This is a genomic window from Pseudomonas sp. (assembly GCF_048269965.1).
Taxonomy (GTDB): domain Bacteria; phylum Pseudomonadota; class Gammaproteobacteria; order Pseudomonadales; family Pseudomonadaceae; genus Aquipseudomonas.
The window spans coordinates 1-14,020 of the sequence record NZ_JBLWTV010000003.1; the positions used below are offsets into that span (position 1 = coordinate 1).

The following is a 14,020-nucleotide window of genomic DNA, read 5'->3' on the forward strand; positions in this document are numbered from 1 at the left end:
CGCTGGCCTTCGGCCTCGACTGGCACCGTCCGCCACGCCAGATGAACGGCACCAGCTTCTTCTACAACCACAGCTCGCAGTGGCGCCACGAGAAGATGAGCATTCACGAAGTGCTCTCGCCGCTGGCCGACAAGTCGCAGTTCCCCGAGCACATGCTCGACTACAACATCCGCGCCGAACGTGCTGGCTGGCTACCGAGCGCGCCGCAGCTCAACCGTAACCCGCTGCAAGTCTGCCGCGATGCAGAGGCGGCGGGCATGTCGACGGTTGACTACGTCACCCAGTCGCTCAAGGACGGTTCGCTGAAGTTTGCCTGCGAGCAGCCGGACAACCCGGATAACTTCCCTCGCAACATGTTCATCTGGCGCTCCAACCTGCTCGGCAGCTCGGGCAAGGGCCACGAGTACATGCTCAAGTACCTGTTGGGTACCAAGAACGGCGTGATGAACGAGGACCTCGGCAAGCGCGATGGCTTCAAGCCGCTCGAAGCCGAATGGCAGGACGACGGCGCCATCGGCAAGCTCGACCTGGTCACTACCCTCGACTTTCGCATGTCCTCGACCTGCGTGTATTCCGACATCGTTCTGCCGACCGCGACCTGGTACGAGAAGGACGACATGAATACCTCGGACATGCACCCCTTCATCCACCCGCTGTCGGCAGCCATCGACCCGGCCTGGGAAGCACGTTCGGACTGGGAGATCTATAAAGGCATCGCCAAAGCCTTCTCGAAGATGTCCGAAGGGCAGCTGGGTGTGGAGAAGGATCTGGTCACTATGCCGCTCTTGCACGACAGCCCCGGCGAGCTGGCCCAGCCGTTTGGCGGCACCGACTGGAAAACTGCCGGTGTCGATCCGCAGCCGGGCAAGAACTGCCCGAACATGACTGTGGTCGAGCGCGACTATCCGGCCACCTACAAGAAGTTCACCTCCCTTGGCCCGCTGCTCGACAAGCTTGGTAACGGTGGTAAGGGCATCAACTGGAATACCCAGGATGAAGTCGATTTCCTTGGCGAGCTGAACTACAAGGTGCGCGACGAGGGCGTGAGCAAAGGGCGTCCGCAGATCGAGTCGGCCATAGACGCCGCCGAGGTCATCCTCAGCCTGGCGCCGGAAACCAACGGCCACGTAGCGGTGAAGGCCTGGGCCGCGCTGTCGGAATTCACCGGCCGCGACCACAGCCACCTGGCGCTGCCCAAGGAGCACGAGGCAATTCGCTTTCGTGACATCCAGGCGCAGCCGCGCAAGATCATCTCCAGTCCGACTTGGTCAGGCCTGGAAGACGAGCATGTGTCGTACAACGCCGGCTACACCAACGTCCACGAGTTCATCCCATGGCGCACCATCACCGGTCGTCAGCAGTTCTTCCAGGACCATCCGTGGATGCAGGCTTTCGGCGAGCAACTGATGAGCTATCGGCCGCCGATCAACACCCGCACCATCGATTACGTGAAGGGTAAGAGGAGCAACGGCAACCCCGAGATCGTCCTCAACTGGATCACCCCGCACCAGAAGTGGGGCATTCACAGCACCTACTCGGACAACCTGATCATGCTCACCCTGAGCCGTGGCGGCCCGATCGTGTGGATGTCCGAAGTCGATGCCAAGAAGGCCGGTATTGAAGACAACGACTGGATCGAGTGCTTCAACGCCAACGGCGCTCTGACCGCTCGAGCGGTGGTCAGCCAGCGCGTGATGGAAGGCATGGTGATGATGTACCACGCCCAAGAGCGCATCGTGAACGTGCCCGGCGCAGAGAGCACCAAGAACCGCGGCGGCCACCACAACTCGGTGACCCGCGTGGTGCTCAAACCCACCCATATGATTGGCGGCTACGCCCAGCAGGCGTACGGCTTCAACTACTACGGCACCGTGGGTTGCAACCGTGACGAATTCGTCGTGGTGCGCAAGATGGCCAAGGTCGACTGGCTCGATGGCCCGAATGGTAACGACCTTCCGCAACCCCTGCCGCAAGATATCTGAGGAATAAGGCCATGAAGATTCGTTCACAAGTGGGCATGGTCCTGAACCTGGACAAATGCATCGGCTGCCACACCTGCTCGATCACATGCAAGAACGTCTGGACTAGCCGTGAAGGCATGGAATACGCCTGGTTCAACAACGTCGAGACCAAACCCGGTATCGGCTACCCCAAGGAGTGGGAGAACCAGGAGAAATGGAAAGGCGGGTGGGTACGCAACAAGGATGGTTCGATCAACCCCAAGATCGGCGGCAAGTTCCGTGTGTTGGCGAATATCTTCTCCAACCCGGACCTGCCCTCGATTGACGACTACTACGAGCCGTTCGACTTCGACTACCAGCACCTGCACACCGCGCCCCTGGGTAACCACCAGCCTGTGGCCCGCCCTCGTTCGTTGATCTCCGGCCAGCGCATGGAGAAGATCGAGTGGGGCCCGAACTGGGAGGAGATTTTAGGCACCGAGTTCGCCAAGCGGCGCAAGGACAAGAACTTCGACAAGGTGCAGGCCGATATCTACGGCGAGTACGAGAACACCTTCATGATGTACCTGCCGCGCCTGTGCGAGCACTGCCTCAACCCGGCGTGCGCGGCCTCCTGCCCGAGCGGCGCGATCTACAAGCGCGAAGAGGATGGCATCGTCCTGATCGATCAAGAGAAGTGCCGCGGCTGGCGTATGTGCATCAGCGGCTGCCCGTACAAGAAGATTTACTTCAACTGGAAGAGCGGTAAATCCGAGAAATGCATCTTCTGCTACCCGCGCATCGAGGCCGGCATGCCCACCGTGTGCTCGGAAACCTGCGTGGGCCGAATTCGCTACCTTGGCGTGCTGCTGTATGACGCCGACCGCATCCACGAGGTTGCCAGCACCCCGAGCGAGCAGGATTTGTACCAGAAGCAGTTGGAGATCTTCCTCGACCCGAACGATCCCAAGGTGATCGAGCAGGCGCTGAAGGACGGCGTACCGCTGTCGGTGATCGAGGCCGCGCAGAAGTCACCTGTGTACAAGCTGGCGGTGGACTGGCAGCTGGCCCTGCCGCTGCACCCGGAATACCGCACCCTGCCGATGGTCTGGTACGTGCCGCCGCTGTCGCCGATCCAGAACGCCGCCGCCAAGGGCAGCGTGAGCATGGACGGTGTGCTGCCGGACGTAGACAGCCTGCGCATTCCGGTGCGCTACCTGGCCAACCTGCTCACCGCCGGTGACGAGCAGCCGGTCAAGCTGGCCCTCAAGCGCCTGCTGGCGATGCGTGCCTACAAGCGCGCCGAGCAGGTCGACGGCGTGCAGGACCTCAAGGTGCTGGAGTCGGTCGGCCTCTCCGTGGCGCAGTGCGAGGACATGTACCGCTACCTGGCCATCGCCAACTACGAGGATCGCTACGTGATTCCGTCGGCGCACCGCGAGGAGGCCATGAGCGATGCCTTCGCCGAGCGTTCCGGCTGTGGCTTCAGCTTCGGCAGCGGCTGCAGTGGCTCGTCGGACACCAACATGTTCGGCGCCAAGAAGGCCAACAAGCGCGACATCCTCAAGACCGTGCAGATCTGGGAGGAATGACCATGCAGATTCTCAAGGTGATTTCCCTGTTGCTCGACTACCCCGAGGAGGCGCTGCGTAGTGCCCACAAGGAGCTGGATGAGGCCATCTGCAATGCTCGCGAGATTAGCCCGGACCAGCGCGGCTCGCTGCTGCGCCTGCTCGACGAGCTGGCCAGTGACGAGCTGATGGATGTGCAGGAGCGCTACACCGAGCTTTTTGACCGTGGCCGCGCCCTGTCGCTGCTGCTGTTTGAGCACGTGCATGGCGAGTCGCGCGATCGCGGCCAGGCCATGGTCGACCTGATGGCGCAGTACGAAGCCGCCGGGTTCGCCATCGGCGTGCGCGAGCTGCCCGACTACATCCCGCTTTACCTGGAATACCTGGCCAGCCGCGAGGACCTCGAGGCCCGAGAGGGCCTGGCCGACGTGGCGCACCTGCTGGCCCTGCTGGCGGCGCGCCTGGAGGAACGCGAGAGCCCTTACGCCGCATGCTTCCGCGCGCTGCTGCAGATCGCCGGCGAACAACCGGCGGTGGCGGTGGCCGAGGTGCGCGAGCAGGTGGCCGGCGAGGTGCGCGACGACAGCCTGGAAGCGCTGGACAAGCTGTGGGAGGAGGAGGCCGTGGATTTCCTCAAGGCAGAGCAGCAGGACCGCTGCCCGAGCCAGACCACGCTGCCGGGCAAGGCTCGCGAAGAGGTGCCGGTGCCGCTGCACTGGATCGATTTCAAGCAGGACGGGGCGGCCAGCGCGCCGGCCCAGGAGGTGCACAATGGCTAATCTGAACTTCCTCGCCTTCGGCGTGTATCCCTATATCGCCCTGGCGATCTGCCTGATCGGCAGCTGGGCGCGTTTCGATCTGTCGCAGTACAGCTGGAAGGCTGGTTCCAGCCAGATCTTCAACCGTACCCCGGCCGAACACCGCTACATGCGCATTGCCAGCAACCTGTTCCATGTCGGCGTGCTGTTCGTGCTGGCCGGCCACTTCGTCGGCCTGCTGACCCCGGCCTCGGTCTATCACCATGTGATCAGCACAGAGCACAAGCAGTTGCTGGCGATGGTCTCCGGCGGCTTCTTCGGCGGCCTGTGCCTGATCGGCCTGCTGATGCTGCTCAAGCGCCGCCTGAGCGACGCACGGGTCCGCGCCAGCTCCAGCTGCTCGGACATTCTGGTGCTGGTGCTGCTGCTGGTGCAACTGCTGCTGGGCCTGGGCACCATCTATGCATCGACCCACCACATGGACGGTTCGGTGATGGTGATGCTGGCCGACTGGGCGCAGTACACCGTCACCCTGCAGCCGCAGTTGGCCGCCGAGGCCATCGCGCCGGTGAGCCTGGTGTACAAGCTGCACGTGTTCCTCGGCTTGAGCCTGTTCGTGCTGTTCCCCTTCACCCGCCTGGTGCACATCGTCAGCGCACCGGTTTGGTATCTGGGACGGCGCTACCAGATCGTGCGTCAGAAGGCCTGAGGGAGCTTTTGGATTAGCTGCGCGTCGGCCGGTCGATCCAGACTTGAAGATTGTCGAGTGTTTGATTGCGTAGCCCGGATAGGCGCCAGCGCCATACGGGAGCGGACAGCATGAAGAGCTGGGTGGGTGGCGCCGTCAGCGGCGTACCCACCGCCAAACGAATGGGTGGAGGTGTGACATGGGTTGTGGATGCGGTGGTAACGGCAACGGAAGCGGCGGCTGCGCCGGTGGCGCCAGCCAGGTGGTGGTGCCCGAGCCGGCACAGGCCGGTGTGCAGGCGTTCGAACCGGTCGTCGAGCAGGCTCCGGCCGCGGACGACGAAGGCGAGGATGAGCCTTCACTGGAACTGATCGCCAGCAGCGAGCAGGAGTGGCCGCGGATCAAGGTCAATGGCGTCGGCATCGCGCCCGAGGCGATCGCCCAGGAGCTGCAGTACCACCCGGCGAACACCCGCCAGGAAGCCATCTTCCTGGCCAGCCAGGCGCTGGTGCTCCGCGAGCTGCTGCAGCAGCGGATCAACGCGCTGGATATCCGGGTGCGCGCGGCCCCGGGCGAGAGCGAGGAGGAGGCCGCCACCCGCACCCTGATAGAGCGCGAGGTGGCGCTGCCGCATGCCGACGAGACGACCTGTCGCGCCTACTTCGAGCGCAATCGCTCGCGCTATGCCAGCGCGCCGCTGCTGGCGGCCCGGCACATCCTGCTGGCCTGTCCGGCCGACGATGCCGAGGAGCGCAGCCGCGTGCGTGACCAGGCCCAGGCGCTGATCGCCGAGCTGCAGGCGCAGCCCGAGCGTTTCGCCGAGCTGGCCATGGCGCACTCGGTCTGCCCCTCCAAGGAACAGGGCGGGGCGCTGGGGCAGATTAGCCAGGGCCAGACGGTGCCCGAGTTCGAGCGCCAGCTGTTCCGTCTGCCGATCGGTTTGGCCGGACAGCCGCTGGAGAGCCGCTACGGTTTCCATGTGGCGCAGGTGGAACAGCGCATCGAGGGGCAGCCGCTGCCTTTCGAAACGGTGGAGAAAAGCATCTGTGCCGAACTGGATCAGCGTGTCTGGCAGGTGGCCGTGGCGCAGTATCTGAAGAACCTGATCGGCGAGGCGGACATTCAGGGCATCCTGCTCGAAGGCGCCGACAGCCCGCTGTTGCAGTAAACCGGCCAAGTGCCTGGAGAGTACCATGAGCAGCCTGCTGCAGGACGGCTTTGGCCGCAGCATCGATTACCTGCGCCTGTCGATCACCGACCGTTGCGATTTCCGCTGCGTCTACTGCATGGCCGAGGACATGACCTTCCTGCCGCGCCAGCAGGTGCTGACGCTGGAGGAACTGGAGCGCATCGCGCGGATCTTCGTCGCCCAGGGCGTACGCAAGATCCGTCTCACCGGCGGCGAGCCGCTGGTGCGCCCCGGCGTGGTCGGCCTGTGCCAGCGCATCGCTGCGCTGCCGGGCCTGCGCGAGCTGGTGATGACCACCAACGGCTCACAGCTGCACAAGCTGGCCAGGCCGCTGGCCGAGGCGGGGGTCAAACGCCTCAATATCAGCCTGGACAGCCTGCGCCCCGAGCGCTTCCGCGCTATCACCCGCACTGGTGAACTAAACCAGGTGCTGTCCGGTATCGAGGCTGCGCAGGCGGTCGGCTTCGCCAACCTCAAGCTGAACGTGGTGGTGATGCACGGGCGCAATGCCGACGAAGTGACGGACCTGGTCGACTTCGCGCTGAGCCGTGGGCTGGATATCAGCTTTATCGAGGAGATGCCGCTGGGGCAGGTGGGGCGTGAGCGCGGCGAGAGTTACTGCTCCAGCGACTGGGTTCGCGAGCGCATCGCTGAGCGCCACTGTGCTCGACAGCGCCGAGCACAGTGGCGGGCCGGCACGCTACGTGCGTGTCAAGGATTTCCCCGACAGCCGCATCGGCTTCATCTCGCCGCACAGCCACAACTTCTGCGCGACCTGCAACCGTGTGCGGGTCACGGTCGAGGGGCGCCTGTTGCTGTGCCTGGGCCACGAACATTCCCTCGATTTGCGCGGCCTACTGCGTCGCCACCCATGCGACAACGAGCCGGTGCTGGCGGCCGTTCGTCAAGGCTTGTTACGCAAACCGTTGCGCCACGAGTTCGATACCGGCGAGGTGCAGATCCTGCGCTTCATGAACGCCACCGGCGGCTGAATAACTCCCTCTGGCCCGTATCCTGGGCCTTCACCACTTGCCCGACAGGAGACTCCTGCCGTGGCGGGTGGTTTTTTACTAAACGGTGCGTGAGAAACGCCCGCTCTGGCCCTCACCAAGATAGGCATCGAATGCCATCGCCACGCTGCGCAGCATTAGTTGCCCGCAGGGCAGCAACACCAGCGCATCGTCATGGATCTGCAGCAGATCGTCGGCCAGGTGTTCCTCTAGCTTGGCCAGCGCCTCGGCGAAGTAGTCGAGGAAGCGGATGCCGTGGCGCGCCTCAATTCCCGCGAACTCGACCCGGCCACGGCACATCAATGCGGTGATCACCTCACGCCGCAGCAAGTCGTCGGCGTTCAGGTGGTAGCCACGGTGCACTGGCAGCAGGCCCTGATCGATGCGCGCGTAGTACTGAGAAAGCTCCTTGACGTTCTGGCTGTAGCTGTCGCTCACCTTGCCGATCGACGACACCCCGAAACCGATCAGGTCGCAGTCGGCATGGGTGGAGTAGCCTTGGAAGTTGCGCTGCAGCGTACCTGCCTCGCGGGCCAGGCACAGCTCGTCGTCGGGCAGGGCGAAGTGATCCATACCGATATAGACGTAGCCGGCTGTGGTCAGACGCTGGATGGTCAGCTCCAGCAGTTCCAGCTTGCGCTCCGGTGGCGGCATGTCCTCGCGGCGAATCAGCCGCTGGGCGCGCACCATTTCTGGCAGGTGCGCATAGCTGTACGCGGCGATGCGATCCGGGCGCAGGGCGATAATCTTGTCCAGGGTGGTGTCAAAGCTGGTGACGGTCTGCAGCGGCAGGCCATAGATCAGATCCACCGAGACCGATTTGAAGGCTGCCTCGCGGGCGGCGGCGACCAGCTCGTAGGTCTGCTCTTCGCTCTGCAGGCGATTGACGGCGGCCTGCACCTGCTGGTCGAAGTCCTGCACGCCGAAGCTCAGACGGTTGAAGCCCAGCGCACGCAGCTCGGCGATGCGTTCGCGGCTGATGGTGCGCGGGTCGACCTCGATGGAAAACTCGTGATTGTCGCTTTCATCGAAGCTGAAGTGCTGGCGCAGGCAGTCCATCAGTTCGGCGAGCTGCGCGCTGCTCAGGTAGGTCGGCGTGCCGCCGCCGAGGTGCAGCTGGGTCAGGCGTCGCGACGGGCTGAACAGCGCCGCCTGCAGGGCGATTTCGCGCTTGAGGTAATCCAGATACTCGACGGCGCGGTGGGTCTTCTGGGTGATGATCTTGTTGCAGGCGCAGTAGTAGCAGAGGCTCTTGCAGAAGGGGATGTGGATGTAGGCCGACAACGGCTTGGCGGGCGCCTGGTTGCTCCTGTCGATGGCGTGCCGGTAGTCGTCCTCGGCGAAGGCCTGGCGAAACTGGGGCGCGGTGGGGTAGGAGGTGTAGCGCGGCCCTGGGCGGTCGTATTTCTCTACCAGCGAGCGGTCGAAGCGCAGTGGACTGGCCATGGCAAGCAATTCCTCAGGAGCCTGATACACAGCAGGATACCCCCTGGCGACGGCTGGTGCGAACGGCCGCGAGGGATCTGCGTACTTTCGGGGGCAAACTTGATCATGGTCAAGTTGCATCCGGCCTCCTGACGTAGATTGCACACCATGTTGTGTGTATTTCTAATAAGCATAACTATATGATGTGTTAAGGAGGTTTTCGATGTATCTCGGTCAATCGCCGCACCGACCGCGTTCCCTGTTCAAACGAGATGGCAATGAAGTGCCTTTCGAGGCGTCCAAGATAGAGTGCGCGATTGCCGCCGCCGGCCGGGCCAGCAACCAGTTCGGAGCCCGTGAGGCCAGAGACCTGACCGAGGCGGTGCTTGCCCGCCTGCTGGAGTTCCGTAGCCTGGAGGTGGAGCAGGTACAGGACAAGGTCGAGCTGGTGCTGATGGAGGCCGGTTACTATGCAACTGCCCGCGCCTACATCGTCTACCGCGAGCGCCACGGGCGCCTGCGCCGTGAGCGTAAGCAACTGATCGACGTTGCCGCCTCGATGAACGAGTACCTGTCGCGCGAGGACTGGCGGGTACAGGCCAACGCCAACCAGGGTTACTCGCTGGGCGGGCTGATCCTCAACGTGTCCGGCAAGGTCACCGCCAACTACTGGCTGGACGAGGTGTACAGCAGCGGCATCGGCTGGGCGCACCGCGAGGCCGACCTGCATATCCACGACCTCGACATGCTCGCCGGCTACTGCGCCGGCTGGTCGCTGCGCACCCTGCTGCACGAAGGACTCAACGGCATCCCCGGGCGGGTCGAGGCCGGGCCGCCCAAGCACCTGTCCAGTGCCCTCGGACAGATGGTCAACTTCCTCGGGACCCTGCAGAACGAGTGGGCAGGGGCCCAGGCCTTCAGCTCCTTCGACACCTACCTGGCGCCCTACGTGCGCAAGGACAACCTGAGTTTCGAGCAGGTGCGTCAGTCGCTACAGGAGTTCATCTACAATCTCAACGTGCCGTCGCGCTGGGGCACCCAGACGCCATTCACCAACCTGACCTTCGACTGGGTCTGCCCGGAAGACCTGCGCGAGCAGGTGCCGGTGATCGGCGGGCAGGAGATGCCGTTCTGCTACGGCGAGCTGCAGGCCGAGATGGAGCTGATCAACCGCGCCTACATCGAGGTGATGATGGCCGGCGACGCCAAGGGCCGGGTGTTCACCTTCCCGATCCCGACCTACAACATCACTCACGACTTCCCCTGGGACAGCGACAACGCCACGCGCCTGTTCGACATGACCGCGCGCTACGGCCTGCCGTACTTCCAGAACTTCCTTAACTCCGACATGCAGCCCAATCAGGTGCGCTCCATGTGTTGCCGCCTGCAGCTGGACGTGCGCGAGCTGCTCAAACGCGGCAACGGCCTGTTCGGCTCGGCCGAGCAGACCGGCTCGCTGGGTGTGGTGACCATCAACTGTGCGCGCCTGGGCTATCGCCACCGGCAGGATCTGCCGGGCCTGCTGCGGCGCCTCGACGAGCTGCTGGACATGGCCTTCGAGAGCCTGGAGGTGAAGCGCAAGGTGATCCAGCACCACATGGATGCCGGCCTCTATCCCTACACCCGACGCTACCTGGGCACCCTGCGCAATCACTTCTCCACCATCGGTGTCAACGGCCTGCACGAGATGCTGCGCAACTTCAGCGGCGACCGCGAGGGCATGCACACCGAAGGCGGCCGCCAGTTGGCGCTGCAGGTGCTGGATCATGTGCGCGCGCGCCTGGTGCAGTTCCAGGAGCAGAGCGGCCACCTGTACAACCTGGAGGCCACCCCGGCCGAGGGCACCACCTACCGCTTCGCCAAGGAAGACCGCAAGCGCTTCCCCGACATCCTCCAGGCCGGAACGCCCGAGGCACCGTACTACACCAACTCCTCGCAGCTTCCGGTGGGCTTCACCGATGACCCCTTCGAGGCGCTGGCGCTGCAGGACGAGCTGCAGTGCAAGTACACCGGCGGTACCGTGCTGCACCTGTACATGGCCGAGCGGATCTCCTCGGCGCAGGCCTGCAAGCAGCTGGTGCGTACCGCGCTGTCGCGCTTCCGCCTGCCGTACCTGACCATCACCCCGACCTTCTCCATCTGCCCGGTGCATGGCTACCTGGCTGGTGAGCACGAGTTCTGTCCGAAGTGCGACGAGGCGCTGCTGCAGAAGCAGCAGTGCTGCGGCGACTGCGGTGGCTGAACCACTATTCCATCCACAGCAAGGAGCAACACCATGAATGCACCCATGCAACTTCCCGAAGCCCAGCGCCAGCGCTGCGAGGTCTGGACCCGCGTGATGGGTTACCACCGTCCGGTGGCGGCCTTCAATCTCGGCAAGCAGTCCGAGCATCGCGAGCGCCAGCATTTCGCCGAGCCACGCTGAGTCAGCCCGGAGCCCGGGCCATCGGTGATGGCCCGGGCTTCGCCATGTCCGCCATTGGAGCCACGAGCATGCCTTCAGTGCCTTCGCGTCATGCCTTTCGCCCGCTGCGCATCGGCGGGCTGCAAGCCATGACCACCCTCGACTACCCCGATCATCTGGCCTGCGTACTGTTCTGCCAGGGCTGCGCCTGGCGTTGCCGCTACTGCCACAACCCGGAGCTGATCCGCTGCGGCGGCCCCACCGAATGGAGCTGGAACAAGGTGCTGGGCTTCCTGCGGCAGCGTCAGGGATTGCTGCAGGCAGTGGTGTTTTCCGGTGGTGAGGCGACCCTGCAGCCGGCGCTGCCATCCGCCATGCGCCGGGTGCGTGAGCTGGGCTTCAAGGTCGGCCTGCACAGCGCCGGGATCAAGCCGGCCACCTTCGGCCGGGCGCTGGCGCACTGCGACTGGCTCGGTTTCGACGTCAAGGCGCTGGAGGAGGACGCGGCGCTGATCACCGGCGTCAGCGGCAGCGGCCAGGCCAACTGGACCAGCCTGGAGCTGCTGCTGGACAGCGGCGTGGACTACGAATGCCGCACCACGGTGCACTGGGATCTGTTCGACTGCCGGCGCCTGCAGCGCCTGGGCGAGCGTCTGGCGGCCCTTGGCGTGCGGCGCTTCGCCGTGCAGCTGGCGCGTCCGCAGCAGATGCTCGATGGCGAACTGGGCGCCGTTGCCACACCGGCTCAGGCCGCCGAACTCTGGCCTTACTTCGCCCAGCTGTTCGAGCGTTTCGAGCTACGCGCGGCCTGACTCACCAGCCCCAGAACTGCAGCCACCAGCCATAGCCGATCAGGGCGTTGCCCAGCAGCAGCGCGCCGACCGGTAAGGTACGGGACCAGCCGGGCAGGGCGGCGCTCACCCGCCAGCCCAGCCACAGGCTCCAGGCCATGGCTAGGACCAGCAGGCCCCCCCGCGCCGGGCCGACCCAGAGCAGTTCCAGTCCTTCGTAGCGCAGCAGTTTCACCGTGGTCGCCGAGAGGCCGAGAAACAGCCCGGCGGCGCCGGTCGGTACCAGGCACAGCGCCAGATGGCGGGTGAACTGCAGCGAGCGTCCGGCCAGGCGTGCGCCGGCATACAGCAGCAGGTGCAGGCTGCCGCCCAGCAGCAGGGCGCTGCCACCCAGATACAGGCAGATACCCAGGCCGTCGAGCCAGGTGAAGGAATCATTGAGTTGCGGGTAATGGGTCAGCAGCCACCAGGGCGCATTGGCCTGCAGCAGCCACAGCTGCCCGTGTTCTACCAGCCATTCGGCCAGCGTCTGCTTGAGGGCGATGAACCAGGGGCTGAGCGTCCACTGGAAGGCGCCCATGGCCAGGCCGATCACCCCGTACAGCAGCAGGATGACTTCCCAGTGGTTGTCCGGGGTATTGCCGAAACGCACGATCTCCTCGCTGCCGGAGCGCGCGATCAGGCGCACCGCGTCGCGCTGGCCGCTGCAGCGCCCGCAGGCATGGCAGGCTGAGGCGCCGCGCATGCGGCGGATGTCCAGCAACGGCGCGCAGTTGGGCGGCGGCAGGTGCGGCGGCGGGTTGGCCTGCCAGCGTTGTTCATCCACCCGGAAGTGCATGGGCGTGAGCTTGGCCAGCAGGGCGAACACGCCACTGACCGGACACAGGTAGCGGCACCACACGCGCTTGCCGCGGCCATACAGCCAGCCGACCAGCATGGCCGCCAGGGTGGAGCCGCCGAGGATCAGCAGCGCGGCCTGGGCGTAGTCGTACACGCTGATCAGCTGGCCGTAGAGCGTGGTGAGCAGAAAACCCAGGGTCGGCCAGCCGCCCCAGCGCATCCAGCGCGGCACACCGCCGCCGCGGCCGTGGCGACTGGCCCACTCGCTGAGCGCCCCCTCGGGGCACAGCAGGCCGCACCACAGGCGGCCGAACAGCACCACCGAGAGCAGTACGAAGGGCCACCAGAGCCCCCAGAAGACGAACTGCGCCAGCAGGGTCAGGTCGTCCAGCAGGCGCGCCTGACCATCCGGCAGCGGCAGACAGGCGGGAATCACCAGCAGCACGGCGTACAGCAGCACCACGGCCCATTGCAGGCGGCGGATCAGGCCAGCATGGCGCCGCAGCGCCGCGCCGAAGGCGTCGAGGCAACGATCCAGCGCGGCTTTCATGCCACGCTCCGTTCGCCCTCAGCCTGCCGGGGCGCGCGTCGCCAACACCAGGCGAGTAGCCAGAAGCCGCCCAGCAGCAGTGCGGCGGCGGCCGAGGGCATGGCCCGGTAGCCGGTCAGGCCGGCGATCAGCCCGCCCAGGCGCGAGCCATCGTCGAGCCAGGCCGAGCTGTCCCACAGCGGGTCGCCCAGCCAGGCATACAGTTGCTCGGGCAGATCCATGTCCATCAACTGGCCGCTGGCGCGGTCCAGGGCGTTCATCAGCATGGCGCCGCCGAGCAGGAGCAACAGGGTCTCGCTGATGACGAAGAAGCGTCGCCAGTCGAGCAAGCGGCTGCCGGCCTGTAGCAGGGCGAAGCTGGCCGCACCGAGCAGTCCACCGAGCAGGGCACCGCCAAGCATCTGCGAGGCGCTGGCGGAGCCGCTCGCACCATAGAGGAAGAGGGTGATCTCGCTGCCTTCGCGGGCCACGGCCAGGGCCGCCAGCAGTGCCAGGGCGGCATGCCGGCCCTGGCTCATGGCCTGTTCGGCGCGGCTTTCCAAATCGTGGCGCAGCTGGTGGCCGTTGCGCGCCATCCACACCACCATCTGCAGCACCAGCAGGCTGGCCAGGGCGCTCATGGCCGCCTGGAACCATTCGCCGGTCGGGCCGCTCATCCAGCTACCGGCCACCACCATCAGGGTCGCCAGCAGAGCCGCGAGGGCTGCGCCGCCAGCCACGCCGGCCCAGAGCAGGCGCAGATGCCGGCGCCGCTCCGGCTGGCGACTCAGCCAGGCATACAGCAGGCCGATGACCAGCAGGGCCTCGACGCTCTCGCGCCAGACGATCAGAAGAGCCTGTTCCATAACTGTTCC

At 65.2% G+C, this 14,020-nt stretch carries 9 protein-coding genes and 2 pseudogenes; 8 read left to right on the top strand and 3 right to left on the bottom strand.

From position 1 onward, the window contains the following. The 6 genes and pseudogenes from ACN0X6_RS04140 to moaA form a co-directional block, all read left to right on the top strand. Window positions 1-1,982, top strand: a 1,982-nt coding sequence (locus ACN0X6_RS04140) for a nitrate reductase subunit alpha (RefSeq protein WP_417702347.1), incomplete at its 5' end; no start/stop codon positions are given. 11 nt (window positions 1,983-1,993) lie between these two features. Continuing rightward, the gene (gene narH, locus ACN0X6_RS04145) at window positions 1,994-3,532 is read left to right on the top strand and encodes a nitrate reductase subunit beta (protein WP_280052275.1); all 1,539 of its coding nucleotides are present in this window, start codon (window positions 1,994-1,996) and stop codon (window positions 3,530-3,532) included. A gap of 2 nt (window positions 3,533-3,534) precedes the next feature. Beyond that, a complete protein-coding gene (narJ, locus tag ACN0X6_RS04150; RefSeq protein WP_280052276.1) occupies window positions 3,535-4,290 on the top strand; it encodes a nitrate reductase molybdenum cofactor assembly chaperone in 756 nt (251 codons plus the stop codon). Next, complete coding sequence (narI, locus tag ACN0X6_RS04155; protein WP_280052277.1) at window positions 4,283-4,978, top strand: respiratory nitrate reductase subunit gamma; 696 nt, start codon at window positions 4,283-4,285, stop codon at window positions 4,976-4,978. Before narJ ends, narI begins: the two co-directional genes overlap by 8 nt. Window positions 4,979-5,156: 178 nt before the next feature. After that, window positions 5,157-6,125, top strand: coding sequence for a peptidylprolyl isomerase (locus tag ACN0X6_RS04160; protein ID WP_417702350.1), 969 nt, complete (start codon window positions 5,157-5,159; stop codon window positions 6,123-6,125). Between the two features lie 25 nt (window positions 6,126-6,150). Then, window positions 6,151-7,138, top strand: a pseudogene (gene moaA, locus ACN0X6_RS04165) (GTP 3',8-cyclase MoaA). A 78-nt stretch (window positions 7,139-7,216) separates the two neighbouring features. On the opposite strand, the gene hemN reads toward moaA, so the two are convergent. After that, on the bottom strand, window positions 7,217-8,602 hold the full coding sequence (hemN, locus tag ACN0X6_RS04170; RefSeq protein ID WP_417702352.1) for an oxygen-independent coproporphyrinogen III oxidase: 1,386 nt from the start codon (window positions 8,600-8,602) through the stop codon (window positions 7,217-7,219). Between the two features lie 202 nt (window positions 8,603-8,804). Between hemN and ACN0X6_RS04175 the strand changes: the two are divergent. Beyond that, a pseudogene (locus ACN0X6_RS04175) lies at window positions 8,805-11,006 on the top strand (ribonucleoside triphosphate reductase). A gap of 68 nt (window positions 11,007-11,074) precedes the next feature. Then, window positions 11,075-11,797: an anaerobic ribonucleoside-triphosphate reductase activating protein gene (locus ACN0X6_RS04180; RefSeq protein WP_417702354.1), complete on the top strand. Its 723-nt coding sequence runs from the start codon at window positions 11,075-11,077 to the stop codon at window positions 11,795-11,797. A gap of 1 nt (window position 11,798) precedes the next feature. Here ACN0X6_RS04180 and ACN0X6_RS04185 read toward each other — a convergent pair whose 3' ends face one another. Both ACN0X6_RS04185 and ACN0X6_RS04190 read right to left on the bottom strand, forming a co-directional pair. Continuing rightward, entirely contained in the window at window positions 11,799-13,166 is a 1,368-nt protein-coding gene (locus ACN0X6_RS04185; protein WP_417702356.1) for a 4Fe-4S binding protein, read from the bottom strand. After that, on the bottom strand, window positions 13,163-14,011 hold the full coding sequence (locus tag ACN0X6_RS04190; protein WP_417702358.1) for an FTR1 family iron permease: 849 nt from the start codon (window positions 14,009-14,011) through the stop codon (window positions 13,163-13,165). Before ACN0X6_RS04190 ends, ACN0X6_RS04185 begins: the two co-directional genes overlap by 4 nt. Window positions 14,012-14,020: the final 9 nt, after the last annotated feature.

Excerpts from the sequence above, each read along its gene's own strand:
- narI (WP_280052277.1), top strand. The coding sequence starts at position 4,283 with ATGGCTAATCTGAACTTCCTCGCCTTCGGCGTGTATCCCTATATCGCC.
- narJ (WP_280052276.1), top strand. The coding sequence starts at position 3,535 with ATGCAGATTCTCAAGGTGATTTCCCTGTTGCTCGACTACCCCGAGGAG.
- narH (WP_280052275.1), top strand. The coding sequence starts at position 1,994 with ATGAAGATTCGTTCACAAGTGGGCATGGTCCTGAACCTGGACAAATGC.
- ACN0X6_RS04185 (WP_417702356.1), bottom strand. The coding sequence starts at position 13,166 with ATGAAAGCCGCGCTGGATCGTTGCCTCGACGCCTTCGGCGCGGCGCTG.
- hemN (WP_417702352.1), bottom strand. The coding sequence starts at position 8,602 with ATGGCCAGTCCACTGCGCTTCGACCGCTCGCTGGTAGAGAAATACGAC.
- ACN0X6_RS04190 (WP_417702358.1), bottom strand. The coding sequence starts at position 14,011 with ATGGAACAGGCTCTTCTGATCGTCTGGCGCGAGAGCGTCGAGGCCCTG.
- ACN0X6_RS04160 (WP_417702350.1), top strand. The coding sequence starts at position 5,157 with ATGGGTTGTGGATGCGGTGGTAACGGCAACGGAAGCGGCGGCTGCGCC.
- ACN0X6_RS04180 (WP_417702354.1), top strand. The coding sequence starts at position 11,075 with ATGCCTTCAGTGCCTTCGCGTCATGCCTTTCGCCCGCTGCGCATCGGC.